Annotated in this window: 28 protein-coding genes; 14 read left to right on the top strand and 14 right to left on the bottom strand. The window is 70.8% G+C overall.

Going from position 1 to position 26,323, the window contains the following annotated elements; genetic code table 11:
- Window positions 1-8 precede the first annotated feature (8 nt).
- From glmS to R7226_RS06385, 6 genes are read left to right on the top strand one after another with little or no spacing between them, the layout of a single operon-like run.
- Complete coding sequence (gene glmS / locus R7226_RS06410) at window positions 9-1,880, top strand: glutamine--fructose-6-phosphate transaminase (isomerizing) (protein WP_318596214.1); 1,872 nt, start codon at window positions 9-11, stop codon at window positions 1,878-1,880.
- 31 nt (window positions 1,881-1,911) lie between these two features.
- Window positions 1,912-2,268 (top strand): holo-ACP synthase, encoded by a 357-nt coding sequence (gene acpS / locus R7226_RS06405; RefSeq protein ID WP_318596213.1) that lies wholly within the window; start codon window positions 1,912-1,914, stop codon window positions 2,266-2,268.
- Window positions 2,265-3,848 carry an NAD(P)H-hydrate dehydratase gene (locus R7226_RS06400; protein WP_318596212.1) on the top strand — a complete coding sequence of 528 codons (1,584 nt, stop codon included), beginning with the start codon at window positions 2,265-2,267 and terminating at the stop codon, window positions 3,846-3,848. The genes acpS and R7226_RS06400 overlap by 4 nt, the downstream gene beginning before the upstream one ends.
- Window positions 3,849-3,858: 10 nt before the next feature.
- On the top strand, window positions 3,859-4,320 hold the full coding sequence (locus tag R7226_RS06395; protein WP_318596211.1) for a CBS domain-containing protein: 462 nt from the start codon (window positions 3,859-3,861) through the stop codon (window positions 4,318-4,320).
- On the top strand, window positions 4,317-5,456 hold the full coding sequence (gene alr / locus R7226_RS06390) for an alanine racemase (protein ID WP_318596210.1): 1,140 nt from the start codon (window positions 4,317-4,319) through the stop codon (window positions 5,454-5,456). Before R7226_RS06395 ends, alr begins: the two co-directional genes overlap by 4 nt.
- Window positions 5,449-6,849: an HD domain-containing protein gene (locus R7226_RS06385; RefSeq protein ID WP_318596209.1), complete on the top strand. Its 1,401-nt coding sequence runs from the start codon at window positions 5,449-5,451 to the stop codon at window positions 6,847-6,849. The genes alr and R7226_RS06385 overlap by 8 nt, the downstream gene beginning before the upstream one ends.
- 4 nt (window positions 6,850-6,853) lie before the next feature.
- Here R7226_RS06385 and R7226_RS06380 read toward each other — a convergent pair whose 3' ends face one another.
- Window positions 6,854-8,077, bottom strand: coding sequence for a M28 family metallopeptidase (locus R7226_RS06380; RefSeq protein WP_318596208.1), 1,224 nt, complete (start codon window positions 8,075-8,077; stop codon window positions 6,854-6,856).
- Between the two features lie 31 nt (window positions 8,078-8,108).
- Here R7226_RS06380 and R7226_RS06375 point away from each other — a divergent pair, with 31 nt between their 5' ends.
- The 5 genes from R7226_RS06375 (at window position 8,109) to R7226_RS06355 (ending at window position 10,990) form a co-directional block, all read left to right on the top strand.
- A complete protein-coding gene (locus R7226_RS06375; protein WP_318596207.1) occupies window positions 8,109-8,525 on the top strand; it encodes an HIT family protein in 417 nt (138 codons plus the stop codon).
- Between the two features lie 197 nt (window positions 8,526-8,722).
- Window positions 8,723-8,926, top strand: coding sequence for a cold-shock protein (locus R7226_RS06370; RefSeq protein WP_318596206.1), 204 nt, complete (start codon window positions 8,723-8,725; stop codon window positions 8,924-8,926).
- Between the two features lie 119 nt (window positions 8,927-9,045).
- On the top strand, window positions 9,046-9,795 hold the full coding sequence (locus R7226_RS06365; RefSeq protein WP_318596205.1) for a hypothetical protein: 750 nt from the start codon (window positions 9,046-9,048) through the stop codon (window positions 9,793-9,795).
- A gap of 74 nt (window positions 9,796-9,869) precedes the next feature.
- Window positions 9,870-10,187, top strand: a complete 318-nt coding sequence (locus R7226_RS06360) for a hypothetical protein (RefSeq protein WP_318596204.1) — start codon at window positions 9,870-9,872, stop codon at window positions 10,185-10,187.
- Window positions 10,184-10,990: a phosphotransferase gene (locus tag R7226_RS06355; protein ID WP_318596203.1), complete on the top strand. Its 807-nt coding sequence runs from the start codon at window positions 10,184-10,186 to the stop codon at window positions 10,988-10,990. Before R7226_RS06360 ends, R7226_RS06355 begins: the two co-directional genes overlap by 4 nt.
- 126 nt (window positions 10,991-11,116) lie before the next feature.
- On the opposite strand, the gene R7226_RS06350 is transcribed toward R7226_RS06355, so the two are convergent.
- Both R7226_RS06350 and R7226_RS06345 read right to left on the bottom strand, forming a co-directional pair.
- Window positions 11,117-11,614 carry a hypothetical protein gene (locus R7226_RS06350; protein ID WP_318596202.1) on the bottom strand — a complete coding sequence of 166 codons (498 nt, stop codon included), beginning with the start codon at window positions 11,612-11,614 and terminating at the stop codon, window positions 11,117-11,119.
- A 69-nt stretch (window positions 11,615-11,683) separates the two neighbouring features.
- The gene (locus tag R7226_RS06345) at window positions 11,684-11,902 is read right to left on the bottom strand and encodes a hypothetical protein (RefSeq protein ID WP_318596201.1); all 219 of its coding nucleotides are present in this window, start codon (window positions 11,900-11,902) and stop codon (window positions 11,684-11,686) included.
- 141 nt (window positions 11,903-12,043) lie between these two features.
- Here R7226_RS06345 and R7226_RS06340 point away from each other — a divergent pair, with 141 nt between their 5' ends.
- Window positions 12,044-13,657, top strand: a complete 1,614-nt coding sequence (locus R7226_RS06340) for a glycosyltransferase (protein WP_318596200.1) — start codon at window positions 12,044-12,046, stop codon at window positions 13,655-13,657.
- Window positions 13,658-13,705: 48 nt separating this feature from the next.
- Entirely contained in the window at window positions 13,706-14,431 is a 726-nt protein-coding gene (locus R7226_RS06335) for a plastocyanin/azurin family copper-binding protein (RefSeq protein ID WP_318596199.1), read from the top strand.
- On the opposite strand, the gene R7226_RS06330 is transcribed toward R7226_RS06335, so the two are convergent.
- The 6 genes from R7226_RS06330 to R7226_RS06305 all read right to left on the bottom strand — a co-directional run bounded on the left by R7226_RS06330 (window position 14,424) and on the right by R7226_RS06305 (window position 20,596).
- On the bottom strand, window positions 14,424-15,245 hold the full coding sequence (locus R7226_RS06330; protein WP_318596198.1) for a cytochrome c oxidase assembly protein: 822 nt from the start codon (window positions 15,243-15,245) through the stop codon (window positions 14,424-14,426). The two genes, R7226_RS06335 and R7226_RS06330, sit on opposite strands and share 8 nt — an antisense overlap.
- A 156-nt stretch (window positions 15,246-15,401) precedes the next feature.
- Complete coding sequence (locus R7226_RS06325; protein ID WP_318596197.1) at window positions 15,402-16,028, bottom strand: cytochrome c oxidase subunit 3; 627 nt, start codon at window positions 16,026-16,028, stop codon at window positions 15,402-15,404.
- Window positions 16,028-16,891: a hypothetical protein gene (locus R7226_RS06320; RefSeq protein ID WP_318596196.1), complete on the bottom strand. Its 864-nt coding sequence runs from the start codon at window positions 16,889-16,891 to the stop codon at window positions 16,028-16,030. The genes R7226_RS06325 and R7226_RS06320 overlap by 1 nt, the downstream gene beginning before the upstream one ends.
- Before the next feature lie 13 nt (window positions 16,892-16,904).
- Window positions 16,905-18,821 carry a cytochrome c oxidase subunit I gene (locus tag R7226_RS06315; protein WP_318596195.1) on the bottom strand — a complete coding sequence of 639 codons (1,917 nt, stop codon included), beginning with the start codon at window positions 18,819-18,821 and terminating at the stop codon, window positions 16,905-16,907.
- A 16-nt stretch (window positions 18,822-18,837) separates the two neighbouring features.
- Window positions 18,838-19,911 carry a cytochrome c oxidase subunit II gene (gene coxB / locus R7226_RS06310; RefSeq protein ID WP_318596194.1) on the bottom strand — a complete coding sequence of 358 codons (1,074 nt, stop codon included), beginning with the start codon at window positions 19,909-19,911 and terminating at the stop codon, window positions 18,838-18,840.
- A gap of 301 nt (window positions 19,912-20,212) precedes the next feature.
- Window positions 20,213-20,596 carry a helix-turn-helix transcriptional regulator gene (locus R7226_RS06305; RefSeq protein ID WP_318596193.1) on the bottom strand — a complete coding sequence of 128 codons (384 nt, stop codon included), beginning with the start codon at window positions 20,594-20,596 and terminating at the stop codon, window positions 20,213-20,215.
- Window positions 20,597-20,847: 251 nt separating this feature from the next.
- On the opposite strand from R7226_RS06305, the gene R7226_RS06300 reads away from it, so the two are divergent.
- A complete protein-coding gene (locus R7226_RS06300; protein WP_318596230.1) occupies window positions 20,848-21,270 on the top strand; it encodes a CBS domain-containing protein in 423 nt (140 codons plus the stop codon).
- A gap of 161 nt (window positions 21,271-21,431) precedes the next feature.
- Here the strand turns inward: R7226_RS06300 and R7226_RS06295 are convergent, their stop codons facing one another.
- From R7226_RS06295 to R7226_RS06275, 5 genes are all read right to left on the bottom strand, one after another.
- On the bottom strand, window positions 21,432-21,683 hold the full coding sequence (locus R7226_RS06295; RefSeq protein ID WP_318596192.1) for a hypothetical protein: 252 nt from the start codon (window positions 21,681-21,683) through the stop codon (window positions 21,432-21,434).
- Window positions 21,684-21,840: 157 nt separating this feature from the next.
- Window positions 21,841-22,749, bottom strand: coding sequence for a heme o synthase (locus R7226_RS06290; RefSeq protein ID WP_318596191.1), 909 nt, complete (start codon window positions 22,747-22,749; stop codon window positions 21,841-21,843).
- A 10-nt stretch (window positions 22,750-22,759) separates the two neighbouring features.
- The gene (gene ctaD, locus R7226_RS06285) at window positions 22,760-24,448 is read right to left on the bottom strand and encodes a cytochrome c oxidase subunit I (protein ID WP_318596190.1); all 1,689 of its coding nucleotides are present in this window, start codon (window positions 24,446-24,448) and stop codon (window positions 22,760-22,762) included.
- Window positions 24,449-24,469: 21 nt separating this feature from the next.
- The gene (gene coxB / locus R7226_RS06280; protein WP_318596189.1) at window positions 24,470-25,360 is read right to left on the bottom strand and encodes a cytochrome c oxidase subunit II; all 891 of its coding nucleotides are present in this window, start codon (window positions 25,358-25,360) and stop codon (window positions 24,470-24,472) included.
- A 115-nt stretch (window positions 25,361-25,475) separates the two neighbouring features.
- Window positions 25,476-26,288 carry an enoyl-CoA hydratase gene (locus tag R7226_RS06275; protein ID WP_318596188.1) on the bottom strand — a complete coding sequence of 271 codons (813 nt, stop codon included), beginning with the start codon at window positions 26,286-26,288 and terminating at the stop codon, window positions 25,476-25,478.
- Between the last annotated feature and the right edge of the window lie 35 nt (window positions 26,289-26,323).

Genomic DNA, 26,323 nt, shown 5'->3' with positions numbered 1-26,323 from the left:
GTTCCCCCATGTGCGGCATCGTCGGTTATGTCGGCGCCCGTCCCGTCCAGGCTCTGCTGCTCGCAGGCCTCGAGAAGCTCGAATACCGCGGCTATGACAGCGCCGGCATCTCGGTGCTCAACGGCGATCACGTCGATTCCGTGCGCGCGGTCGGCAACCTCCAGGCGCTGCGCGACGCCGTCGCCTCCCTGCCGGCCGGCGCGAGCGCCGGCGGCGGTGCGCCGGTCGCGGTCGCCGAGCCGACGACCGGGATCGGCCATACGCGCTGGGCGACCCATGGCCGCGTCAGCGAGCAGAACGCCCATCCGCACGAGGATGAGGCCGGCCGCATCCACATCGTGGTCAACGGCATCGTCGAGAACTACATGGCGCTCAAGCGCCAGCTCGCCGAGCAGGGGGTCTCGTTCACCTCGGAGACCGACGCCGAGGTCATCGCGCACGTGATCTCCCGCCACTACGACGGCGATCTGCCGGCGGCCGTGCAGGCCGCCTACGGCGAGCTTGTCGGCCACTTCGCCTTCGTCGCGATGGCGGCCGACGAGCCGGGCGTGCTCGTCGGCGTGCGGCGCGAGTGCCCGCTCGTCGTCGGCCGCGGCGACGGCGAGCAGTTCCTCGCCTCGGCCGTGCCGGCGTTCCTGGAGCACACCAGCGAGGTCCAGTTCATCGAGGACGGAGAGCTGGTCGTGCTGCGCCCCGGCGGCGTCGAGTTCATGTCGCCGGACGGCAGCGCGATCGAGCGCGAGGTGACGACGATCGACTGGGACGCGGAGACCGCCGAGAAGGGCGGCTACGAGACGTTCATGCTGAAGGAGATCCACGAGCAGGCTGACGCGGTCGCCGAGACGGTCGCCGACCGCACGGCGCGGGGCGACGGCGTCGACCTCGGGGACCTCGGCACGATCGACGACGCCTTCCTCACGAACGTCAGACGGATCGTGATCGTCGCCTGCGGCACCTCGTACCACGCCGGCCTGATCGGTCGCTACGCGATCGAGGGCTGGGCACGCGTCCCGGTCGAGATGGACGTCGCCTCCGAGTACCGCTACCGCGACCCGGTCGTCGGCCCCGGTGATCTCGTGATCGGGATCTCGCAGTCGGGCGAGACGGCCGACACGCTCGCCGCGATGCGGCTGGCAAGAGGCAAGGGCGCGACCGTGCTGGCGATCACGAACGTGATGGGCTCGCAGGCGACGCGCGACTCCGACGGCGTCCTCTTCACGCGCGCGGGCCTGGAGATCGGCGTCGCGGCGACGAAGACCTTCGTCAGCCAGGTGGCGGCGATGTACCTGCTCGCGTTGCGGCTGGGCGAGCTGCGCGGCACGCTGGAGCCGGCGCGCCTGACCGAGCTGGTCGGCGAGCTGAAGCACCTGCCGCACCACATCGCCGAGATGCTGGAGGCCGGCGACGCCGAGATCCGCGCGATCGCCGAGCGCCACTACCAGGCCGAGTTCTTCCTCTACCTCGGGCGCCACATCGGCCTGCCGGTGGCGCTGGAAGGCGCGCTGAAGCTGAAGGAGATCTCCTACATCGCGACCGACGCCTACGCCGCCGGCGAGATGAAGCACGGCCCGATCGCGCTGCTCGACGAGGCGACCCCGGTCGTCTGCGTCGCGACCGACTCGCCGGTGCTCGACAAGGTCGTCTCCAACATCCAGGAGGTGCGCGTGCGCGGCGCGCACGTGATCGCCGTCGCGACCGCCGGCAACGACGAGATCCTGCCGCACGCGGAAGAGGTGCTGACGGTCCCGCAGACCGACTGGATGCTCGCGCCGCTGCTGGCCGTCGTGCCGCTGCAGCTGCTCTCGTACCACGTCGCGCGCCTGCGCGGCCTCAACGTCGACCAGCCGCGCAACCTCGCAAAGACCGTCACGGTCGAGTAGCGCGACCACGGGCGGGGGTACGATGACGCCCGTGCACGGCGTCGGCATCGACCAGCTCGAGATCGAGCGCCTCGAACGGGCGCTGGAGCGGCGGCCGCGCCTGGCCGAGCGGCTCTTCACCGCCGCTGAGCGCGCCTACGCCGCCGAGCGCGCCCGCCCCGGCCAGCACCTCGCCGCGCGCTTCTGCGCCAAGGAGGCGGTCGCGAAGGCGCTCGGGCTGGAGGCGTGGTCGTTCACCGACGTCGAGGTCGTGCGCGGCGACGGGGCGCCGTCGATCGTCCTGCACGGCGACGCGGCGGCGACCGCGGCCGCGCTCGGCGTGACCGAGGTGAAGATCTCGCTGACGCACACCCGCACCGACGCCTCCGCGGTGGCGATCGCGACATGAGCGCGGGCGCGCAGCCGGCCGTGCCGGGGGAGAACGGCCCGCCCGCCCTGCCGGACTGGCTCGACCCGCTGCCGGAGGCCGCTGCCCAGCGCGCGCTCGACCGCTGGGCGATCGAGCAGCGCGGCATCGCCGGAATCGAGCTGATGGAGCGGGCCGGCCGCGGCCTCTTCGAGCTGACGCAGCGGACGATCCCCGGGGGCACGATCGCGGTCGTCTGCGGCAAGGGCAACAACGGCGGCGACGGGCTCGTCGTCGCGCGCCTGCTGCGCGAGGCGGGGCGCGAGGTCGACCTGCAGCTGCTGCCCGATCCGCACGAGCTGCACGGCGACGCGCTGCTGGCGCTCGGACGGCTGTGCGGCGCGCCGCCGCGGATCTTCAACCCGGGTGCGCTCGTCGAGGTCGCCGGGATCGTCGACGCGATCCTCGGCACGGGCGCGACCGGCGCCCCGCACGGCCTCGTCTGCGACGCGATCGAGGCGATCGCGCTCGCCGCCGAGCGCGGCGTCAAGGTCGTCGCCTGCGACGTGCCCAGCGGCGTCGACGGCTCGACCGGAGAGGTCGCCGGCGCGGCGGTGCGCGCCGACGCGACCGCGACCTTCCATGCCGCCAAGCCAGGCCTCTGGATCGCGCCCGGCAAGCAGCATGCCGGCACCGTCGAGGTCGTCGACATCGGGATCCCGGGCGGCGAGCGGCCGCCGGAGACGGTCGCCTCGATCGGGCTGATCGGCAACGTGCTCGACGCGCTCCCGCGCCGCGGCGCCGCCGCGACCAAGTTCGACGGCGGCAACGTCTTCGTCTGCGGCGGCTCGACCGGCCTGACCGGCGCGCCGTCGCTCGCCAGCGCCGCGGCCGCGCGCGCCGGGGCCGGCTACGTCACCGTCGCGGTGCCGGCCGCGCTCAACCTCGTCTTCGAGCTGCGCCAGGCGGAGGTGATGTCGGTGCCGCTGCCCGACGCCGACGGCGCGCTCGTGCCCGACGCGCTGGCGCCGCTGCTGAGCCGGCTGGAGCGGGCTGACGCGCTCGTGCTCGGCCCAGGTCTCGGCCGTGCCCCCGCGACGGGCGAGTTCGCGCGCGCGCTCGCCGCGCAGGCGCCGCTGCCGCTGCTGCTCGACGCCGACGGGCTCAACGCCCACGACGAGCGGCTGGAGCTGCTCGCGGAGCGCAACGCGCCGACGGTGCTGACGCCACACGGCGGCGAGCTGGCGCGGCTGCTCGGCGTCGACTCCGACGCCGTCCGCGCGCAGCGGCTGGCGCTGGCGCGCGAGGCCGCGAAGCGCTCCGGCGCGATCGTCGTGCTGAAGGGCGACGACACGCTCGTCGTCGAGCCGGAGGGTCGCGTCGCGGTCAGCCGCGGCGACGCGCCGGCGCTCGCGACCGCGGGCACCGGCGACGTGCTGAGCGGCACGATCGGCGCGCTGCTGGCGCGCGGGGTCGAGCCGTTCGCGGCGGCCTGCGCCGGCGTCGAGCTGCACCGCCGCGCCGGCCGCATCGTCGGCGCCGAGATCGGCGTCGAGGGCGCGATCGCGGGCGACGTCGTGGCGGCGCTGCCCACGGCCCGTCGCGACGGTGCCGTCGGATAGTCTGCCGCGCATGCCGAAGGTCGCGGAGATCATGGAGCGAGACCCCGTCACGGTCACGCCGGAGGACTCGGTCGAGACGGTGCTGCGGGCACTGCGCGACCACGAGCTGCCGGGGGTCCCGGTCGTGAACGAGGGCGGACGCCCGGTCGGGATCGTGACCGAGGCCGACCTCGTGATGGTCGACGAGGAGGAGGACCTGCGCCTCCCGCTGCACATCGATCTGTTCGGCGCCCAGATCTTCCTCGGCCCCGTCAAGCGCTTCGAGGAGCGCTTCCGCAAGGCGATCGCGGCGACCGCGGAGGAGATCATGACCGCGAACCCGATCACCGTTGACGCCGACGCGGACGTGCGCGAGGCGGCGCGACTGATCGCCGAGCGCAGACACAACCGCCTGCCGGTCGTCGAACACGGTCGCCTCGTCGGTGTCGTCACGCGGCTCGACGTGCTGGAAGCGCTCGTCTCCGAGGAGTGACTCCCTCGCGCGCACTGGCTCGGGTCAATCTCGCCGCGATCGAGCGCAACTGCGCGCTGCTGCGATCGCGGATCGGCGACTCGACCGAACTCTGCGCGGTCGTGAAGGCCAACGGCTACGGCCACGGCGCGGTGCAGACGGCGCGCGCGGCGCAGGCCGGCGGCGCCGGCTGGCTGGCGGTCGCCGCGGCGCGCGAGGCGGCTGAGCTGCGCGCGGCCGGGATCGGCGGCCCGCTGCTGGTGCTCGGAGCGCTCAGCGGCGGCGAGCTGGAGGTCGCGCTCGACGCCGACGCCGACGTCGTCGTTTGGAGCGCCGAGCTCGCCGAGCGCGCCAGCGCCGGCGCGCGAGCGCGCGGGATCGAGGTCGGCGTCCACCTGAAGCTCGACGTCGGCATGGGCCGGCTCGGCACGCGCGATCCCGACGAGCTGCTCGCCGTCGGCCGGCGGGTGCTGGAGCTGCCGGGGCTGCGGCTGGCCGGCGCGATGACGCACTTTCCCTGCGCCGACGAGGACCTCGCGCTGACGCGGCAGCAACTGGCCGCCTTCACCGCGTTCGGTGCGCGCCTGCGCGAGCTGGCACCCGACCTGCTGCTGCACGCCGCCAACAGCCCGGCGGCGCTGGGGCTGGCGGAGAGCCGGCTCGACATGGTCCGCTGCGGGATCGCGATCTACGGGCTCGACCCGTGGGGGCGCGACCCCGCCGAGCACGGGTTGGAGGCGGCGCTGGAGCTGCGCTCCCACGTCGCCGCGCTGAAGCCGATCGCGCCGGGCCAGACGGTCGGCTACGGCGCGACCTTCACCGCGACCGAGCCGGGCTGGATCGCGACGCTGCCGATCGGCTATGGGGACGGCTTCCGCCGCGCCTTCTCCAACAACGGCGTGGCGCTGCTCGGCGGCCGTCGGCGTCCGCTCGTCGGCCGCGTCAGCATGGACAACGTCTGCGTCGACGTCGGCCCCGACCCCGGCGCGCTGCGCGTCGGCGATCCTGTCGTGCTGATCGGCGCGATGGGGGAGGAGCGGATCACGGCCGAGGAGCTGGCGGCGCTGATCGGCACGATCAACTACGAGATCACGACGGCGCTGAGCGAGCGGGTCGTGTGGGAGTACCACGTCGATGGGGACCCGGTCGATGGCTGACCCGCTCCAGATCGCCCGGGACGCGCTCTCAGACGCGCAGGCGTGGCTCGTCGGCGGCGCCGTCCGCGACCGGCTGCTGGGCCGCACGACGAAGGACCTCGACCTCGCCGTCGGCGGCGACGTGGAGGCAGCGGCGCGGGCGCTCGGCCGTGCCGCCCGGGCGGCCGTCTTCCCGCTCTCGGAGGCGTTCGGCGCCTGGCGCGTGATCGGCCGCGACGGCGGCTGGCAGGCAGATTTGGCGCCGTTGGCCGGCACGACGATCGAGGACGACCTCGCGCAGCGCGACTTCACGCTCAACGCGATCGCCGAACCGCTCGCCGGCGGTGACCCGATCGACCCGACCGGCGGCCGCGCCGACCTCGCCGAGCGGCGGCTGCGAATGGTCTCGCCGCGCTCCTTCCGCGACGATCCGCTGCGCGTGATGCGGCTGGCGCGCTTCGCCTGCGAGCTGGAGCTGGAGGTCGACGCCGACACGCTGGCGGCGGCCGCGCTGCAGTCGCAGCGGCTGGCCGACGTGGCGCAGGAGCGCGTCTTCGCCGAGCTGCGCCGCGTCGTCGCCGCGCCCGATCCGCTCGCCGGCCTCGCGCTGATGGACGACGTCGGCGCGACGGCCGCCGTGCTGCCGGAGCTGGCGGCGCTGCGCGGCGTCGAGCAGAGCGCCTACCACCACCTCGACGTGCACGGTCACACGCTTGCGGTGCTCGCGGAGACGGTCGCGCTGCAGCGCGACCCCGCCGCCGTCTTCGGCGCGGAGCCGGGCGCGCGGCTCGCCGAGCTGCTGGAGCAGCCGTTCGCCGACGAGCTGACGCGCGGCACGGCGCTGCGCTTCGGCGCGCTGCTGCACGACATCGCCAAGCCGCAGACGCGCGGCGAGCTGGACAACGGCCGCGTCACCTTCTACGACCACGACCGGCAGGGCGCCGAGCTGTCGCGCGCGATCCTGACGCGGCTGCGGACGAGCGAGCGGCTGAAGGCGCACGTCGCCGCGCTCGCCCGCCACCACCTGCGGCTCGGCTTCCTCGTGCACGAGCGGCCGCTGCCGGCGCGGCGGGTGCACTGGTACGTGACGCGCTGCGCGCCGGTCGAGGTCGACGTCTCGCTGCTGTCGGTCGCGGACCGGCTGGCGACGCGCGGCCGCAAGGCCGATGAGGCGATCGCGAAGCACCTGGAGCTGGCGCGCGAGCTGATCGGTCCCGCGCTGGCGTGGGAGGCCGGCGAGCGGCCCGTGCCGCTGATCCGCGGCGACGAGCTTGCCGCCGCGCTGCAGATCAGACCGGGCCCGCGGCTCGGCGAGCTGCTGGCGGAGCTGGAGGCGGCGCAGTACGCCGGCGAGGTCGCCACGCGCGACGAAGCCGTCGCCCACGCGCGCGCCGTGCTCGCAGCCGGCGAGTGAACCGCTAGGCCGACGCCGCGCTCGGCGCGGCGTGCGGGTCGATCGTCGCCGCCAGCCGGCGCACGATCGCGGTGCAGAGCGTGACGGCGTCGTCGACGGTGCCGTGGTCGACGTTCTCCGCCGTGTCCGTCGGCCAGTGGTAGTTCGACGGCACCTTGTTCGGCGTCACCGACCCGATCATCGCGGTCGGGTAGCCGGCCTTCAGCGCGATCAAGCCGTCGGTCGCGTTGCGGAAGCGCAGGCCGCGGCGCAGGTGCACGCCGCTGTCGACGGCCGCCTCTGAGACGAGCTGCTTGAACGGCTCCGGGTACTCGCGCATCCGCAGCATCCCCTCGCCCTCGATCAGCGTCAGCTCGGGCGAGCCGACGGTGTCGACGCAGACGACGTGGGTGCGCTCCTGCGGCAGCGACGGGAAGTGGCGGCGGGCGAAGGCGTGCATGCCCTCCATGAAGCCCTCCTCCGAGCCGGTCGAGACGAGCAGCACGCGCAGCCCGTCGACCTGTCGCTCGCCCAGCTCGGTCGCGATTCCGAGCAGCGTCGCGACGCCGGTGAGGTTGTCGTTGGCGCCCGGGACGGCGTCGCGCGAGCCGATCTCGGCGAAGGTCGCGGCGGAGCCGAGCGACAGCGTCGTGCCGGCCGCCAGCAGCCGCCTGCTGCCGGTCAGCGCGCCGAGCGCGACGAGCGCCGGGCCGGCGAAGACGGGCGCCATCAGCGGTGGCGAGGTGTCGCTGCGCTCCAGCAGCCCGGGCGCGTATCTGGCGACGAGCGGCAGCACGCCAGGGTGGAAGAGCATGCCCCAGTGGGCGGCGTCGTGGTGGGCGACGAAGACGAGCGTGTGCTCGGCCTCGACGTCGCCGGTCTCCGCGACGACGTTCCAGGTCGGTCTGCTTGGCAGGAAGCGGCGCCGGAACCAGAGGCTGCCGCCGCTGACGTCGTCGTAGATCGCGGCGGCGGCAGCGGCGCCGACGGCACCGGCGGCGATGCGGCTGGCGCGGCCCGGGAACTGCTTCGCGGCGAGGCCGGCGACGCCCGCGAGCGCGGCGGGAACGCCGAGCGGGTACCAGTAACCGCCGTGCGCGCGCTCCTCCTCGACGCGCGCGCTGCAGCCGAACTCGCCCAGGCGCGCCGCGATCCACTGCGCCGCCTCGCGCTCGCCGGGCGAGGCGGAGGGGCGGTCGATCGCGGAGAGGTGGGCGATCGCGTCGCGGAGATGGCGGCGGTCAGGCACTGGATGCCCAGGCTACCGATATGCTCGGCGCGTGCCCACCACCTCGGACGATTGCATCTTCTGCAAGATCGTCGCCGGCGAGCTGCCGGCGCGGATCGTGCGCCAGGACGAGCGCACGATCGCCTTCATGGACATCGCACCGGCGACCTACGGTCACACGCTCGTGATCCCGCGCAACCACACGCGCGACCTGCTGGAGATCGAGCCGGAGGACCTGCAGGCCGTGGCCGTCGCCGCGCAGCAGGTCGCGGCGCGCGCGAGCGAGCGCTTCGGCGCCGCCGGGATCAACCTGATCAACTCGTGCGGCAGCGCGGCGTGGCAGACGGTCTTCCACTTTCACATGCACGTGATCCCGCGCTACAACGACGATCCGCTGAGATTGCCGTGGGTCCCGGCGCAGGGCGATCCGGACGAGATCGCCACCGCCGCGGCGCAGTTGATCGGCTGATCGGCTGGCGCCGATCAGCTTGCGGAAATCGCCTGGGGGCGATTTCCGCGGCCTAACCGACCGGCGAGTCGGAGCGGTCGCGACGAATGCCACTTGCAGTGCACCCCTTTGGTGCGGTTGACTTCTTCCCGACAGATCGGGCACCGGCTCGATGGAAACCCGCCGGCTTGTCCGGCATGCAGTCCTCGGGGGACGCAATGGCAACGGGTACGGTCAAGTGGTTCAGCGACGACAAGGGCTTCGGCTTCATCACGCCGGATGACGGCGGTCGCGACCTCTTCGTCCACTATTCGGGTATCACGGGCGACGGCTACCGCTCGCTCCCTGAGGGCTCGAAGGTGTCCTACGAGGAGGAGCAGGGCGACAAGGGGCCGAAGGCCGTCAACGTCGCGAGAATCTGACGCACGAGACGCCACAGGGGCCTCGCGCCGAGCGCGCGAGGTCATGTGGCGCGCTCGCGCGCGGGTGAAATGCCCGCTGCAAACGGAACTTTCGCGGCCTTTTCGTGTTGAATGGGCACATGAAGCGCATCCTCCTCGGCCTCGCCGCGTCCGCGTGTGCGCTCGGCGTCGCCGCTCCCATCGCCTCCGCGAAGATCTATGAGATCGGCGAGAGCACCGTCCCGGCGACGACAAGCTGCCCGGACGACTGCTTCGTGGTCACGCGCACGACCGCCCTGCAGGTCGCCACGGCCGGCAGAAACTACCCCACGACCGTGCCGGCAGACGGTCGCGTCGTGGGCCTCACGCTGCAGCTCGGGTCGCTCACCACCAAGCAGATAAGATTCTTCAATCGCACCTACGGCGGCACGCCGCGGGTGCAGCTGACCGTCTTGAGCCAGGACGCCAGACAGAAGCCGAAGCGCTTCTTCACGGCGAAGGCGCAGAGCGAGATCTTCCGCATCACGGACTATCTCGGCACGACGGCCCAGTTCCCGCTCGAGACGAGCCTCGAAGTCAGAAAGGGCGACTTCATCGCCCTGACGGTGCCGACGTGGGCGCCGGTGCTCGCCGTCAACCTCGACAGAGACAACGGCTGGCGTGCCTCGCGCGCCGGCGGCAGAAACGTCTGCGACGACCTGCTGACGCAGACCGCGCAGCAGATCCTCGACAGAGAGGCGCAGTACAAGTGCCTCTACCAGACCGCGAAGCTGACCTACACGGCGACGATGATCTCGACGCCGAGAACGAACAGAACCACCGAAGACAGCAGAAGAACGACCGACGACACGAGAAGAACGACGACGAGAAGAACCACGACGGAGGATTGACCGTCGTGGGGCGCGCGGTCGGATGGCCGACCGCGCTCCTCGTCGCATCAGCGAACGCGAGTTAGCATCGGTTCGTGAGCACCGCAGGCTGGATCTTCCTCGTCGGGATGCGTGTGTTCGACCTCGGCGGCCTGATCGTCTGGCTCGTCTGGTTCTTTCGCCAGAGAGAGGACGACGACTGGCAGGGCTGGGACGACCCCGGCGACGATCCGCCGCCCGACCAGCCGCCCTCGCCCGATCCGGGCGGCTCGGGCCTGAGACTGCCGCTGCCGGACGCCGACCCGTGGCCGTCGCGGGTGCGAGACCACACCGCCGCCCGCCCGCGGCGCGCTGAGCGCCGCCGTGATCCGGTCGCGGTGCCACACGAGCAGCCCGTGCGCGAACGGCTGTGACGCCATGGCGGCAGCGGCGCGAGCCGCTTGCGGGCGGACTCGTCAACGCGGGCGCGGTCGTGCGGACCGGCGACCTGGTCGAGCGGCCCGCAGGCCCGTACACCGACAGCGTCCATGCGCTGCTGCGGGGATTGCGCGCGGCCGGCTTCGATGGCGCGCCGCTGCCGGTCGGCCGCGGCCCTGGACCGTCGGAGACGCTCTCCTTCATCCGCGGCGATGTCCCGCTCCCGCCGTTGCCGCGGTGGGCGCGCGGGGAGGCGGCGCTGCGCTCGGTCGCGGCGTTGCTGCGCCGCTGCCATGAGGCCGCCGCCGGGTTCCGGCCGCCACTTGGCGCAAGCTGGTCGACGGAGCTGGCCGATCCCCACGGCGGGCCGCTGACCTGCCACGGCGACGTCTGCCCGCAGAACGTCGTCTTCCGCGATGGCCGCGCGGTCGCGCTGCTCGACTTCGACCACGCCGCGCCGGGGCGGGCCGTCTTCGACCTTGCTCAGACGGCGAAACTGTGGCTGGCGCTCGGGATGCCCGACGATAGGACGCGTGCAGCGGTCGAGCCGCTCGACGGGCTGCGGGTGCTGGCAGAGGGCTACGGACTGCCGGCGGAGGAGCGTTTGCAGCTCGTGGCGGCGCTCGGCGACGCGATCGCGGTCGGCGACCGCTTCGTCACCCGGCGCGTCGAACGTGAGGAGCCCGCGTTCGTGGCGATGTGGCGCGACGGCGGGCGCGAGCGGATGCTCCGCCGTCGCGAGTGGTTCGAGCGCGAGCGCAGGGCGCTAGAAGACGCGCTGGGCTCAGCTCCGCGTTAGCCGGCGAGACGACGCTCCCCGAACGCGCTGAGGCGGAAGAATCGTCGTGCGTGCCGCGCAGGGAGCGACGTGTGCGTCCAGCACACGAGCGAGCGAGGACAAAGGCCAGGGGCGGCGAGACGACGGCTAGCAGGCGCCGGGGTTCTGCTCGCAGAACGCATCCGTCCCGGCCCCGCCGGTCGCTCCACCGGTATCTCCACCGCCGGTGTCACCACCGCCGTCGGTCGTGCCGCCGCCGGGGGAGGCGCCGCCGCCGGTCGCACCGCCGGTGTCGCCGCCCGTGTCGCCGGTGTCACCCGTGTCGCCGGTCGTTCCGCCACCGGTGTCACCGGTGTCGCCCGTGTCGGTCGCGCCCGTGTCACCGGTGTCGGAGCTGCCGTCGTCGACGGTGCCGCCGGTGTCGGAGGAGCTGCTGTCGACGCCGGTGTCCGCGGCGGTGTCGTCGGCGGTCGAGCCGGGCACGGTCGCGGTCGTCGACGTTCTCGACGTGGTCGTGGCCGGCGTCGTCGAGGCGCCGGAGGGGATCGTGGCGCTCGTGCCGACCGTGAGCGGGGGCGTTTCGAGCGTCGCGGCGCTGTTGCTGCCGCCTCCGCCGCAGGCGGCGAGGCCGGCGGCGGCCAGCACGCCCGTTACGAGGGCGAGGAGCGGCTTGAGCGGTCGCGTGCTACGAGGCACGAGCAGAAAGGGCCCGCCTCAGCGGCCGATGGGAGCCATCCGACGGCCGCACGTGGGGCAGTCGTTCAGATCCTTCTGAGCGAACTGGTCGCACCAGTTGCAGATGCGCAGGTTCGCCACCGTCCATGGCAGGTTCGACGGCGATGGCGCGAGCGGAAGCAGCTGCGCGACGACCTCGAGGTCCTCGCCGGTCTCGCGATCGACGTAGCTGCGGTCGGGATCGGCCTCGATGATCACCTCGCGGCCAGTCGAGGGGGTCCGCATGCGATAACGCTGTTGAATGCTCACGGCCGGGGATGCTACCAACGCGACCGGTGGGAAGGCCCCGTCGTGCATGGGGTTCGGAGATGTGGCAGGGCGGTTAGGCTCCCCCGCGGAATGCGCCTGCTGATCTTCCACGGCTACCTGCTGGGCGGGACGGGCTCCAACGTCTACAACGCCAACCTCGCCGCCGCGCTGGTGCGGCTCGGTCACGAGGTCCACCTCCTGAGCCAGGAGCGGGCGCCGGAGCGGCTGCCGTTCGTCGACGCCGTCGGCGACTGGGACGGCGGCGAGCTGCGCCTGACGACGCTGCGCGAGCCGGTCCGCTGCACCGTCTACCGGCCGGCGCTGGCGGGCGTGCTGCCAGTCTACGTCGCCGACCGCTACGAGGGGATCGAGGCGCGCACCTACCGCGAGCTGAGCAATGTCGAGGTCGAGGCGTACGTCGCCGCCAACGTGCGCGCGGTGCGCGACGTCGTCGAGCGGGCCGACCCGGAGCTGGCGCTCGCGAACCACCTCGTGATGGGGCCGCTGATCCTCTCGCGCGCGCTCGGGCCGATCCCGTACGCGGTCAAGATCCACGGCAGCGCGCTGGAGTACACGGTCGCGCCGCAGCCGGAGCGGTTCCTCGACGCCGCCCGCCGCGGGATCGCCGGCGCGCGCGGCGTGCTGGTCGGCTCGCGCCACACCGCCGAGCGGCTGTGGGACACGCTGCAGGAGCCTGATCTGCCGGCGCGCACCCGCCTCGGGCCGCCCGGCGTCGACGTCGGCCGCTTCGCGCCGCGCGAGCCGGCCGCGGCGCAGGCCGGCATGCGCGAGCTGGCCGACGCGCTGCGGCGGCGTGTCGCGGAGGCCGCGACGGCCGAGGCGGCGATCGCGGAGATCCCGGTCGCGCCCTCCTCCTTCTCGCCCGACGACGCCGCCGCCGCGGCCGCATTGGAGCGGCTGCTGGAGGCGCCGGAGGATCCGCTCGTCGCCTTCGTGGGGAAGCTGATCGTCTCCAAGGGCGTCGACCTGATGGTCGCCGCCTGGCCGCTGGTGCTTGCGCAGGAGCCGCGCGCGCGGCTGGTCGTCGTCGGCTTCGGCGCCTACCGCGCCGGCGTCGAGCGGCTGATCGGCGCGCTCGCCGACGGTGACCTGGCCGCGGTCGCCGCGATGGTCGAGCAGGGCCGCGCGGCCGAGGGCGGGCCGGCCGGCACGCCGCTGCGCCACCTGCGCGCCTTCCTCGACGGCCTCGACGCCGACCCGGCCGCGCGCGAGCGTTACCTCGCCGCCGCGCGCACGCTGCGCGAGCGCGTCGTGCTGACGGGCCGGCTGGAGCACGACGAGCTGCGCGACCTGCTGCCGGCCTGCGCGGCGCAGATCGTCCCGAGCACCTTCCCGGAGGCGTTCGGGATGGTCGCGGCGGAGGCGGCGGCCTGCGGAGCCCTGCCGATCTGCGCCGACCACTCCGGCCTCGCCGAGGTCGCCGGTGCGCTCGCCGATGCCGTGCCCCCGGAGGCGGCTGGGCTGCTCGCCTTCCCGCTGGAGGGCGACGTCGTCGGGGAGATCGCCGCGCGGGTGCTGGGCTGGTTGGAGGCCGGCGAGGAGCTGCGCGCGCAGACGCGCGCGGCGCTTGTGGAGACCGTCCGCGCGCGCTGGTCCTGGGAGGGCGTCGCGCGCGGCGTGATCGCCGCCGCGCAGGGCCAGCTCGACGAGCTGGCGCCGCCAGCCAGACGTTCCGAGCGGTAGACACTGGATTCTCGGCCGGCGCCTCGGATAGAGTCGCGCATGGAGATGATGCAGAGCCCACGGAGACGAGCAGCGCTCGTCGCCACGGTCGCGGTCTCGGCGCTCGCCGGACTGGCCGGCTGCGGCGGTGACGACATCAAGGGGTCGCGCGCAGACCTGGTCCACGGCAAGCAATTGTTCGTGGAGAGATGCGGCGCGTGCCACACGCTGACGCGCGCCGGCACGAGAGGGACCGTCGGTCCCGACCTCGACGCCGCCTTCGCGCAGTCGATCGAGGACGGCTTCGGCCGCGACACCGTGCAAGGCGTCGTCTACGAGCAGATCCTCTATCCGAACTCCGAGATGCCGGCGAAGCTGGTCGAGGGGCAGAGCGCCCACGACGTCGCCGCCTACGTCGCCAACGCCGCCGCGAAGGGCGGCGACGACCAGGGCGCGCTCGCGACCGCCGTCAGAAGAGCGGAGCAGAGAGAGGCGACGGCCGAGAACGGCAGACTCGAGATCGACGCCGATCCGACCGGCCAGCTCGCCTACGTCGTCAGCGCGGCCACCGCGACCGCGGGCGCGCTCCAGATCGACTCCAGAAACGCGTCGACGGTGCCGCACGACATCGCGCTCGAGAGCTCCGACGGCACCGAGCTGGGCAAGGGCGAGACCGTCTCCGGCGGCGGCGTCTCGACCGTCAACACGGACGTCAGACCGGGCAGATACACCTTCTTCTGCTCGCTTCCAGGTCACCGCGAGGGTGGCATGGAAGGCACGCTGACCGTCAGATAGGCGACGCCGCGCCGCGCCGGGCCGCGGCCGCTTGGTCGCGGTCCTCCTGCTGGGAAGCCTGGTAGAAGAACCACGCCAGCGCGGCGAGGATGACGACTATGTCGAGCGTCATCATCAGGCCGCCGGCGGTGCCCTGGTCGGCGCGCGGGGTGAAGCCGAGCGGCCGTTCGCCGGTCCCGTAGGCGCCGGCGTACAGCACGCCCTTCGTGAAGACGAAGATCATGCCGAGGAACATCGTCGACATGCGCGCGGCGAAGATGTAGCCGATCTTCCACAGGTCGCCGGGCATCCGCCGCTTCTGCGGCTCCAGCACCGGCCACCACAGCAGCAGGTTGGCGACGAGGAAGAACTCGTGCTGGAGCGCGTGCAGGAAGGGATTGCTGAGCGCCCCTTCGAACAGCACGCTCGCGTGCCATGCGTAGATCGTCAGCACGTACAGCGGCAGCGCGACCAGCGGCCGCCGCAGCTGGCGGAAGATCCGCCGCAGCCAGCGCCGTCTGGCGAGCAGCACGAGCGCCGGGCGGGGGAGGTAGAAGAGCAGCAGCGGGGCCCGCAGCCCGGCCAGCAGGAACGGCGCGGCGAGATCGCCGAGCAGCAGGTGCTGGGCCATGTGGGCGCTCATCAGCTCGCCGTCGTAGGCGTCGAGCGGGCCGTTGAGCGCGACCGTCAGCAGCGCGATCCCGATCCACCAGCAGGCCTGCTGGCCGCGGCCTATCCGCAGGCCGCGGCGGCGCACGATCGCGACGGCGCGCAGGTAGAGCCAGCAGGCCAGCGCGACCAGCAGCAGGACGACGGGGTCGAAGGCGAATCTCACACCGGTGAGTCTTCCCGGCGGGTGCGCCGGCCGTTCACGTCAGCGCTCGCGCCAGCAGCACGAGCGCGACGATCACGACGGTGGCGATCAGCACGTAGAGGAGGAGACGGAACGCCTCCTCCTCAGAACGCAGCGGGTTCAGCATCGCGGCGCCACCTAGAGCAGGTAGACCGTGCTGTACACGATCACCCACATCACATCGACGAAGTGCCAGTAGATCCCGGGGATCTCGACGCCGCGATGCTCCTGCGGCGAGAAGTGGCCGCGGAAGGCGCGCGTCGTCACGATGATCAGGATCAGCAGGCCGAGCGCGACGTGCGCCCCGTGCAGCCCCGTCAGTCCGTAGAAGACCGACGCCTGCGCGCTGTCGTACGGCGCGAAGCCGATGTGGACGTACTCGTTGATCTGGATGAAGAGGAAGGTCGCGCCGAGCAGGGCGGTCGTCGCCATGCCGGCCTTGAACGCCGAGCGGTTGCCGCGCTTGATCGCCTCGAGCGCCCAGTGCAGCGTGATCGACGACGACAAGAGGATCGCGGTGTTGACGCCGGCGATCGCCTTCGGCAGCTCCGTACCCTCCGCCGGCCACGGATTCCCGTCCACGACCCGGATGAAGAAGTAGGCCGTGAAGAAGGCCCCGAAGACCATGATCTCGGAGATGATGAACAGCAGCATCCCGAGCATCTGCGGGTCCACGCGGGAGCTTCGATGCGCCTCCGGCGGGCCGTGGTGGTGCTCGGCCTCGCCGGCGTGGTGCAGCGAAGAGGTGGCGGAGGCGGCTTCCATCAGGCGGCCTTCGCTCCCGACTGCGCCGGGGCCGACTCGGCTTCGCTGACGTCGATCTCGATGTGCTCGACGGGCGCGGCGGTGATCTTCTGCACGCGGCCGATCAGGTCGCTGCGCAGCCAGCGCGAGCGCATCTGCGGCAGCGTCGCGATCACGACCTCGTCGACGCGGTGGAACTGCAGCGCGTTGGCGACCGCGGCGTACGGATCGGGGTCGCCGATCCCGCCCATCGCCGGTATGCCCTCTCTCGCCAGTCTGTCGAGCAGGGTCTGAAGGCGGGCCTTCGCCTGCTCGATGTGGTGGCCGTGGCCGCCTTCCTGCGGCACGACGACGAGGAAGCGGTGCGGCGACTCGCTCGCGCGCCGTCTCAGGTCCTCGAACAGCGCCTCACATCTGGCCGTCTTGTTGGTGACGATCAGCGTGTGCTTCTCGGGGTTCTTCTCGCGCTCCGCCTCGACGTCGACGACGACGTGCTGGATCGGCAGCCCGGTCGCGTGCTCGAGGCGCTCGATCAGGTCGTGGCGCAGCCAGCCCGAGCGCGTCTCGGGGTGGGTCGAGAGGATGATCTCGTCGATCCGGTACTCGCGCACGGCGTCGAGCGTCGCGGTGTACGGATCGGGGTCCATCACGTCGCCGATCGCGCTGATGCCGTGCTCTCTGATCGCGTCGAGCGTCTCGTTGATCCGCATCTGAGCCGCGTCGCGCACGGCGTCGTCGTAGATGACGTAGCCGCTGTGCGGGCGGTTCTGCGGGGCGATCACGACGAAGTCGGCGTCGCCGGCCTCATGTCGAGCGCGAATCGCGTCGACGAGGCTGCGGCCGCCATGGGTTTCGTTCGCGACCACGAGGACTCTTCTGGCCATGGTGCGCTTCACCTCACTCTCTGGTCGGTGACGTCGCGACGGAGCCGGCATGCGTCGGCTTCGCCTCTGTGGGCGATTGGAAGATGCCGTGGACGGCGCCGGGCACCCCGTACTCGTACGGGCCGCCGACGACCGTCGGGACGGCGTCGAAGTTGAAGATCGGCGGGGGAGAGGAGACCTGCCATTCGAGCGTCAGCGACCGCCACGGGTTGGCGGCGGCGCGCGGGCCGCCGCGCCAGCTCGCGACCATGTTGTAGAGGAAGACGAGCATGCTGAGGCCGAGCGCGAAGCTGGCGATCGTGACGAACAGGTTCAGCGTCGCGTACTGCTCGGCGTAGTCGGCGACGCGACGGGGCATGCCGTCGAGGCCGAGCAGGTGCATCGGGCCGAACGTGACGTTGAAGAAGACGAAGGTCATCCAGAAGTGGACCTTCCCCAGCGTCTCGTCGTACATCCGCCCTGTCATCTTCGGGAACCAGTAGTAGATCCCGGCGAAGATCGTGAAGAGCGAGCCGCCGAACAGCACGTAGTGGATGTGCGCGACGATGAAGTACGTGTCCGAGACGTAGATGTCGAACGGGATCATCGACAGCATCACGCCGCTGATGCCGCCGAGCGTGAAGGTCGTCAGGAAGCCGAGCGCGAACAGCATCGGCGTGTCGAGGTGGAGCACGCCCTTCCACAGCGTCGCCAGCCACGAGAAGATCTTGATCCCGGTCGGCACGGCGATGATCGCGGTCGTGATCATCATCGGCACGCGGATCCACGACTGCATGCCCGAGACGAACATGTGGTGGGCCCAGACGGTGAAGCCGAGCGCGACGATCGCGAGCAGCGAGAACGCCATCATGCGGTAGCCGAAGATCGGCTTGCGCGCCTTCACCGACAGGATCTCGGAGACGATCCCGAAGCCCGGCAGCATCATGATGTAGACCGCTGGGTGCGAGTAGAACCAGAAGACGTGCTGGTACATCAGCACGCTGCCGTTCTTGCCGCTGCCGACGAAGGCGTCGAAGTATTGGAAGCCGAGTGCTCGGTCGAGCAGGACGAAGAACTGCGAGGCGGCGATGAACGGCGTCGCGATCACGACCAGCAGCGAGGTCGAGAAGTTCGCCCACACGAGCAGCGGCATGCGGAAGAAGCTCATCCCCGGCGCGCGCATCGTGATGATCGTGACGAGGAAGTTCAGCGCCGTCGCGATCGACGAGGCGCCGGCGAACTGCACGCCGACGGTGAAGAAGACCTGCCCCAATGGCATGTCCGTCGAGAGCGGGGCATAGGCCGTCCAGCCGCTGGCGAAGGCGCCGCCGGGAGCGAAGAAGCTCGCCGTCAGCAGCACGCCGGCCGCCGGCAGCATCCAGAACGAGAGCGCGTTGAGGCGCGGGAAGGCCATGTCCGGCGCGCCGATCATCAGCGGCAGGACGTAGTTGGCGATGCCGGCGAAGACCGGGATCACGAACAGGAAGATCAGCAGCGCCGCGTGGACCGAGAAGAGGCCGTTGAACGTGGAGCTGTCGACGAACTGCATGCCCGGCTTGGCCAGCTCCGCGCGCATCAGCATCGCGATCAGGCCGCCGAGGAACATGAAGAAGAACGAGGTGCAGATGTACTGGATCCCGATCACCTTGTGATCGGTGTTGACGCGGAAGTAGTCCTTCCAGCTCGACGCGCCGTGCGAGGAGTGGTCCTCCGCGCGCGTCGGGCGGCCCGAGGCGTAGTAGAACCAGTAGTCGAAGCAGCCGAGCCCGACGAGGAAGAACAGCGGCGTCGCGATCAGCGCGACGGTCGTGATCGCGTCCCCGTCGGCCCACGCGTCGGGGTAGTGCATCAGCGTGCGCACGACCCCCACGAGTGCGTAGGAGAAGGCGATGCCGAGCAGGACGAACAGCCCTGCGCGATACCAGCCGGGGGCGCGGAGCTTTGCGGTCATCTGCGGGTCTCCTCCGTCATCTCGACACGCTCACGAGGTACGTCACCAGGCCGTCGATCTGCTCTGCTGACAGTGTCTCCGAGAAGTTGCCGGGCATCACACCGGCTTGAAAGCCCTCGGCGATTCTCGCGTCGGGGTCGACGATGTCCTCTCTGATCTGCTCCTCCGACTGGCCTCTCAGCGCGGTCGTGAGGTCCGGCCCCGCGGCGCCGCTGGTGCCCGCGTCCGCGAGCGTGTGGCAGCTGCCGCAGTTCTGCACGAAGGTCTCTCTTCCGAGCGCGGCCGCGTCGCCGCCGCTCGCGTCGCCGCCCGCGGCGTCGTCGCCGCCGGCCGCGTCGTCGCCGCCCGCGGCGCCACCGCCGCCGGCCGCACCGCCTCTGACCTGCTCGGCGATCCAGCTGTCGTAGGCGGCCGGCGTCACGACTCTGGCGGTCGAGCGCATCACCGCGTGGCCGAGGCCGCACAGCTCAGCGCAGACGACCTCGAATCTGCCGATCTTCGTCGGCGTCGCGCGGACCTCGGTCTCTATGCCGGGGACGGCGTCGATCTTGACGCGGAAGGCCGGGACCCAGAAGTCGTGGATCACGTCGAGCGCTCTGACCTTGAAGAGGATCGGACGGTCCTTCGGCAGCACCAGCTGCGTCGTCTCGATCGCTCTGCCGCCCTCTTGCGGATACGAGTATCTCCAGGCGAACTGCTGGCCGACGACGTTGACGACGAGCGTGTTCGCCTCCTTCTCCTCGATGTCGGTCAGGACCGTGTAGGCGTAGCTGCAAAGCGACACGAGGAGGATGGCGGGGACGGCGGTCCAGACGATCTCCAGGCGGGTGTTGCCGTGGATCGGCGGACCGTCCATCTTCTCCTGCCCGGGCCGCATGCGGAACTGCCAGACGGCGAACAGGGTCACGATGACGACGAGCACGAAGACCGGCACCGACACGATCATCAGCACGTCGTAGAGCGTGTCGATCGGCTCCGCCTGCTTGGCGGCGTCAGTCGGGAACCAGTCGATGACGAGCGCCAGCGCGATGCCGATCGCCGAAGCGACCAAGCCGACGATCACCATCAATGCGACCGGATGTCTACGCACGCGTGAAGCTCCTCGCTGCCGCCGTGGACCAGCTCTCCTGTGCCGATCCTAAGCGAGTCGTGGGACGGTGCGCAAACCTGGTCGGTAGCCGGACCATCAAGTGGTCGGTCATGTCCACTTGGCGCGTGCCAACGGGGCCCGTCGCGCATGCGCGCGACGCGGGCGGAGACGCGCGCACGCGCGCGAGGCGGAGGACCGCGGCTGAGGCGGCGGGCGTCTGGGGTGAGGCGGCCGGCCGCGCGGGCGCAGGCGAGGCGGCGCGCGGCTCAGACGAGCCGCGCGCGCACTCCTCGGGCGTCTTCTAGGCGGCGCGCTGCGCCTGCGAAGCGCCCTCGCGGGCGCGTGCGCGGTACGCGGACGGCACGCTGCCGAGATGGCGGCGGAAGGTCTTGGCGAACTGCGCCGGCTGGCGGTAGCCGACGCGTCGAGCTACCTCGCGGACGGTCAGCGACCCGTTCGCCAGCAGCTCGGCGGCCCGCTCCATGCGGACCTTCGTGAGATGCTCGCGGAACGTCGTGTCGCCGATCTCGGCGTAGGCGCGTTGGAGCTGCCGGCGCGAGGACGCCACCCGGCGGGCGATGTCATCGAGCTCGAGGTCGGAGGCGTACTCGGCCTCGACGATCCGCACGGCCTCGTTGTAGAGCTGCGTGCGGTGGCGAACTGTTCCTGGTCGTTGAGTTGGCACCGTACAGAGATACGGAGCGAGGACCACTTTTGGATGGTCTGAAAGCGCGATTGCGACAAGCTGGCGCGGTCGAGCCCTTTGGGTACGACACTGGTGATAGCAGGGATGTTGCCGACCGATTTGGTGGATAGCAGGCAGTTTGTGCGCGTCTGCGGGCGTGCGTGCTGACGTGGGCGCGGGCAATGGGCGTGTCGTCGCCCGGAAGGGGGGTATGCTTGCTGCAATCGTTGCAAGCGACCACGGAGGCGGCGATGCAGGTACGCGAGGGAATGTCCGCCACATCGCTGACCGTCGGTCCGGGGCACACGCTTCGGGAGGCGGCTCAGCTGATGCATCAGAGGTCGATCGGATCCGCGATCGTGCTCGACGGCGACCAACCCGGACCAGGGCTCCTCACGGAGCGCGACGTACTGGCCGCGATCGGCCGCGGGCTCGACCCGGATCGTGAGCTGGTGGGCGACCACCTCACCAGCGACCTCGTCTTCGCCGCCCCCGACTGGTCGCTCGAACAGGCGGCCTGCGAGATGGTGCGCGGTGGCTTCCGCCACCTGATCGTCGTCGAAGGCGGAGAGCTGGTGGGCGTGCTCTCGATGCGTGACGTCGTGCGCTGCTGGACGGAGGACGGCGCCGTCTGCGCCGTTCCGATGAGCGGCAGCGGGGTCGCGGCGCGTTAGCCCACCACGCGGCGGCCCTTAAACACAACCGGCCGCGCATGGCGGCCGGCAACAGTTGCGATCGAGCGGCGCCTGTGGGGGCGCCGCTCGTCTGTGTGGAACGGCAGCGGCTGCACGAGCACGCCACCGATCCGGCTGGGCGCCTGTGCGGCGCCCGTGCGTCAGTGGTACTTCTCGCCCGCGCCGTGGTCGAGCGGCAGGTGCGCGATGTCCCGGCGCGTGTCGGCGATCCAGCGGATCGTCGTGCCGAGGAACAGCGCCAGGCCGATGAACAGGATGATCAGACTCGTCGTGATTCCGACGACCGCGATCGTGATGCCGGCGGCGTTGAGGATCGGCAGAAGGCTCGGACCGGGGAGGTGGATCTCCTCACCGACGGGCGGGGGCGTCTGCTCAGGCTGGATCTGGCTCATGGTCCTAGGAGATGTAGATCGCGGCGGCCAGGAACGACGCGCCGAACATGAAGACGCAGACGGCCGTGGCGATCAGCGCGGAGCGGATGTTCTTGCGAGCGAGTCGGCGGTCCATGGGAGTTCCTCGAGTCTACGTTCAGGTCGGGTTTCAGGGGGTTCAGAGCTTCACGTCGGCCACCATCGCGCCGAACAGCAGCGCGAGGTAGAGCATCGAGAAGAGGTAGAGCTTGAGTGCGGAAGCGGGGGAGGGACGGCGCTGGAGTCTGATCGCGAGATACAGGAACCAGCCGCCGAGCAGCGCGGCGCAGACGGCGTAGATGCCGTCGAACAGCTGGCCGGCGAACGGCAGGAAGGTCACGGCCACGAGCAGGAAGCTGTAGAGCGTGATCTGACGCCGCGTCTCTTCCTCGCCGCGCACGACCGGCAGCATCGGCACGCCGACCTCGGCGTACTCGTCCTTCATCCGCAGCGACAGCGCCCAGAAGTGGGGCGGGGTCCAGTAGAAGACGATCGCGAACAGGTAGAGCGCGGCCGGGTCGAACGACTTCGTCACCGCGACCCAGCCGACGAGCGGCGGGATGGCGCCGGCGGCGCCGCCGATCACGATGTTCTGCGGCGTCGTGCGCTTCAGCCACAGCGTGTAGACGAAGACGTAGCCGAGGAAGCCGACCAGCGCGAAGACGGCCGCCAGGATGTCGACGGTCAGCGAAAGCAGCACGAACGAAGCGATCTGCAGGCTGAAGCCGTAGATCAGCGCCGCGCGCGGGCTGACGCGCCCTGACGGGATCGGCCGGTTGGCCGTGCGCGCCATGCGGGCGTCGATGTCGCGGTCGTACCAGTGGTTGACCGCGCCGGCGCCGCCGGCGGAGAGATAGCCGCCGATCAGCGTCAGCAGGATCAGGCCGACGGACGGGCTGCCGGCGATCTCCATCGTCGCGACCGTCGTCAGCAGCAGCAGCAGCTGGACGCGCGGCTTCGTGAGGGTGATGTAGTCCGCAACGACCTGACGCACGCCGCTGTGGGCGTGCGTCGGCTTGACGGGCGTTGTGAAGCGTGAAGCTTCCACGGGGGAGAGGCTACGCGCTCGCGGTCGTCTCGTGCTCGATACCGGACTGACGCTCCACCTGGCGGCGGATGTCCTTCATCGGCTCGACGGAGCGGACACGGGGCACCTCGTCGAAGTTGTTGACCGGCGGAGGCGAGGTCGTGAACCACTCGAGGGTGTTGCCCTTCCACGGGTCCGGACCGGCGATCGCGCCGTTCTTGTAGCTGCGGAGGAAGTTCCAGACCGACAGCAGGATGCCGATGCCGAGCACGAACGAGCCGACCGTCGAGATCTGGTTGTAGAGCGTCCAGCCGGCATCGCCCGAGTACTGGTAGATGCGGCGCGGCATGCCGGAGAGGCCGGCCGCGTGCTGCACCAGGAAGGTCAGGTTGAAGCCGACGAACATGACCCAGAAGGAGGCCTTCGCGAGCGGCTCGTTGCAGAGCCGGCCGGTCATCTTCGGGTACCAGTAGTAGAGCCCGCAGAAGATCGTGAAGACCGCGCCGCCCATCAGCACGTAGTGGAAGTGAGCGACGACGAAGTACGTGTCGGTCAGCTGCCAGTCGACGGGGAAGACGGCGAGGAAGATGCCGGTGATGCCGCCGATCACGAAGATCGCGATGAAGCCGACCGCGAAGTACAGCGGCGAGGCCATCACGATCGAGCCGCGCCACAGCGTCGCGATCCAGTTGAAGATCTTGACGCCCGTCGGGACGGCGATCAGGAAGGACGACAACATGAAGAAGCCGAGCACGACGGTCGGGACCGGCACCGAGAACATGTGGTGGGCCCACACGAGCGCCGCCAGGAAGGCGATCACGGCGGTCGAGGCGGCGATCGCCTTGTAACCGAAGATCGGCTTGCGGGCGAAGACCGGCAGGACCTCCGAGATGATCCCGAAGCCCGGCAGGATCATGATGTAGACCTCGGGGTGACCGAAGAACCAGAAGAGGTGCTGCCAGAGGACTGGCGAGCCGCCTTCCGTCGGGTCGAAGAAGTGCGTTCCGAAGTGGCGGTCGGTCAGGAGCATCGTGACCGCGCCCGCGATCACCGGCAGCGCCAGGATCAGCAGCAGGGCGTAGATCAGGATCGTCCACGCGAACAGCGGCAGACGGCCCCAGCCCATGCCGGGGGCGCGCATGTTCACGATCGTCGCGTAGAAGTTGACCGCGCCGACCAGCGAGGAGATGCCGGTGATGTGGATCAGGAAGATCCAGGCGTCCTGGCCGCCGGATGGCGTGTATATCTCGTTCGACAGCGGCGCGTAGGAGAACCAGCCGGCCTCCGGCGGCTGCCACAGCAGCGACGCGTAGAAGACGATGCCGCCGAAGGCGAGGAGCCAGAACGACAGCGCGTTGAGGCGCGGGAACGCCATGTCGCGCGCGCCGAGCATCAATGGCAGGAAGTAGTTCGCAAAGCCCGCCATCATCGGGACGACGAAGAGGAAGATCATCGTCGTGCCGTGGAGCGTGAACAGCTCGTTGTAATGCTCGGGCGTGAGGAAGTTGTTGTTCGGCGTCGCGAGCTGGACGCGGATCAGCAGCGCCTCGATTCCGCCGACCAGGAAGAAGGCGAAGGTGAAGACGATGTACAGGATCCCGATCTTCTTGTGATCGGTCGTGGTGACCCAGTCGATCCACCGAGCGCGCTGGCGCTCCTTGTGGACCTCGTGGGCGAGCACCTGCGGCACGGGCTGCGTCGCGAAGTCGGTGGTTGCCATGATCGGTCGGGTTCCTTTGTCCTAGTTGAGGTCGCCGTCGCGCGTGAGCTGCTCGCGCAACTGCAGGACTTCTCTGTCCGCAGCGGCGATGTCTCTTCTCTGCTGCTCCAGCCAAGCCGTGTACTCCGCCGGCGTCACGACGCGAACGCGAGCGGTCATGTCGGCGTGGTTGCGCCCGCAGAGCTCGGCGCACTGACCGACGTAGGTCTCGCCGGCCTTCGGGGCCTTGAACCAGGTGGAGTTCGAGTAGCCGGGCACGGCGTCGAACTTGCCGCCGAGCTTCGGGATCCACCACGAGTGGATGACGTCGGTCGCCTGGATGTCCAGGACGACGGTCGTGTTCGCGGGGACCACCATCTCCTCGTAGGAGTAGACGAGGCCGAAGCCGTTTCTCGTGCAGTCGGCGCCGTACGTGTAGCGCCAGATGTACTGGCGGCCGGTCACGCAGATGACGAGCGCTCTGCCGTTGGGCGGCTTGGGCAGGTCTGAAGATGCGGTCAGGACGCCCTCGGCCAGCTGCAGCCCGTTCGGGTCGCTGTTGGGCGGGTCCTGGATGGAGCTGAGCTTCGAGAAGGTGACGGCGGCGAGCGCGACGAGGATCAGCGCGGCGCCGACCGTCCAAGAGATCTCGAGCCGGGTGTTGCCGTGAATCTGTGCGGCGACCGCGCCCTTCTTGGCGCGGAATCTCCAGAGCGAGTAGAAGAGCGCGCCTTCCACCACGATGAACACGACGATCGCGATGTAGAGAACGATCTTGTACAGCGAGTCGATCTGGTCGGCGTTCGGCGAACCACCCGATTCCGGGGTGAGGAAGTCGGCGAACGCGCCGCTGGCGAAGACGAGCGATCCGATCGTCGCGAGCAGCAGGGCCGCGACAGCGCGGCGGCGAATGGAAGCAGTTTCAGGTCGCAAGGCGGCGCGGATTCTACCCACCGAGCGGTCACATGCTGCGTCACGTCCCCCGCTCTGCTTCCCGGGGTCAGCCGAACCCCCGTGGCTACGGGCTTTTCCCTGCACTCTGACCACCTCAGACACCTCTGAACTCGGGCGCTCGCTTCTGCAGGAACGCGAGCGCTCCCTCGGCGAAGTCGCTGCTTGCCGCCTGCTGCTGCTGGATCTCGGCCTCGAGCTCCAGCTGTTCGGCCACGCCGCTGTAGACCCATGCGTTGAGCTGTTGCTTGGTGCCTGCGTAGGAGCGCGTCGGCCCGGCCGCCAGGCGCGCGGCGAGCGCATCGGCCGCCGCGGTCAGCTCGTCGTCGGGGTGGACGGCGTTGATCAAGCCCCATTCGAGCGCTCTCGGCGCGCGCAGGCGCTCGCCCAGGAACGCCATCTCGATCGCGCGGGTGAAGCCGATGCGGGCGGGGATGAAGGCCGAGGAGCCGCCGTCGGGGACGAGGCCGATGTTGACGAAGGCGAGCAGGAAGTAGGCCGACTCGGACGCGAGCACGAGGTCGGCGCTGAGCGCGAGCGAGCAGCCGATCCCGACGGCGCCGCCGTGGACGGCTGCGACCACCGGCTTGGGCAGCTCGCGCAGGCCGGTGATGATCGGGTGGTAGCGCTCGACGAGGGCGGTGTGGACGTCGGGGTGGCCCTCGGGGGTGGGGTCGAAGCCGGCCGACAGGTCGGCGCCGGAGGAGAAGCCGCGGCCCGCGCCGGTCAGGAGCACGGCGCGGATCTCGTCGTCGCCTCCGACGCGCTCGATCGCGGCGCGCAGGTCGAGCCCGAACTGGGTGTCCCAGGCGTTCATCTTCTCTGGACGGTTCAGCTCGATGCGTGCGACTGCGCCGGCCCGGTGAAGGTTCACCGTGTCGTACGAGTGCACCAGCTCGTAGACGCTCATGGCCGGTGATCCTACGTTCGCGAGACGTTCGTGAG

The organism is Conexibacter stalactiti (genome assembly GCF_033542075.1).
Classification (GTDB): domain Bacteria; phylum Actinomycetota; class Thermoleophilia; order Solirubrobacterales; family Solirubrobacteraceae; genus Conexibacter; species Conexibacter stalactiti.
Note: the sequence above shows the minus strand (reverse complement) of the source record. Positions and strands in the feature narration are given on the sequence as shown.

What these genes read in the sequence shown, in the direction of transcription:
- glmS (WP_318596214.1), top strand. Translation starts at nt 9, where the DNA reads ATGTGCGGCATCGTCGGTTATGTCGGCGCCCGTCCCGTCCAGGCTCTG.
- R7226_RS06400 (WP_318596212.1), top strand. Translation starts at nt 2,265, where the DNA reads ATGAGCGCGGGCGCGCAGCCGGCCGTGCCGGGGGAGAACGGCCCGCCC.
- R7226_RS06395 (WP_318596211.1), top strand. Translation starts at nt 3,859, where the DNA reads ATGCCGAAGGTCGCGGAGATCATGGAGCGAGACCCCGTCACGGTCACG.
- R7226_RS06385 (WP_318596209.1), top strand. Translation starts at nt 5,449, where the DNA reads ATGGCTGACCCGCTCCAGATCGCCCGGGACGCGCTCTCAGACGCGCAG.
- R7226_RS06370 (WP_318596206.1), top strand. Translation starts at nt 8,723, where the DNA reads ATGGCAACGGGTACGGTCAAGTGGTTCAGCGACGACAAGGGCTTCGGC.
- R7226_RS06365 (WP_318596205.1), top strand. Translation starts at nt 9,046, where the DNA reads ATGAAGCGCATCCTCCTCGGCCTCGCCGCGTCCGCGTGTGCGCTCGGC.
- R7226_RS06340 (WP_318596200.1), top strand. Translation starts at nt 12,044, where the DNA reads ATGCGCCTGCTGATCTTCCACGGCTACCTGCTGGGCGGGACGGGCTCC.
- R7226_RS06335 (WP_318596199.1), top strand. Translation starts at nt 13,706, where the DNA reads ATGCAGAGCCCACGGAGACGAGCAGCGCTCGTCGCCACGGTCGCGGTC.
- R7226_RS06325 (WP_318596197.1), bottom strand. Translation starts at nt 16,028, where the DNA reads ATGGAAGCCGCCTCCGCCACCTCTTCGCTGCACCACGCCGGCGAGGCC.
- R7226_RS06320 (WP_318596196.1), bottom strand. Translation starts at nt 16,891, where the DNA reads ATGGCCAGAAGAGTCCTCGTGGTCGCGAACGAAACCCATGGCGGCCGC.
- R7226_RS06315 (WP_318596195.1), bottom strand. Translation starts at nt 18,821, where the DNA reads ATGACCGCAAAGCTCCGCGCCCCCGGCTGGTATCGCGCAGGGCTGTTC.
- R7226_RS06300 (WP_318596230.1), top strand. Translation starts at nt 20,848, where the DNA reads ATGCAGGTACGCGAGGGAATGTCCGCCACATCGCTGACCGTCGGTCCG.
- R7226_RS06295 (WP_318596192.1), bottom strand. Translation starts at nt 21,683, where the DNA reads ATGAGCCAGATCCAGCCTGAGCAGACGCCCCCGCCCGTCGGTGAGGAG.
- ctaD (WP_318596190.1), bottom strand. Translation starts at nt 24,448, where the DNA reads ATGGCAACCACCGACTTCGCGACGCAGCCCGTGCCGCAGGTGCTCGCC.
- R7226_RS06275 (WP_318596188.1), bottom strand. Translation starts at nt 26,288, where the DNA reads ATGAGCGTCTACGAGCTGGTGCACTCGTACGACACGGTGAACCTTCAC.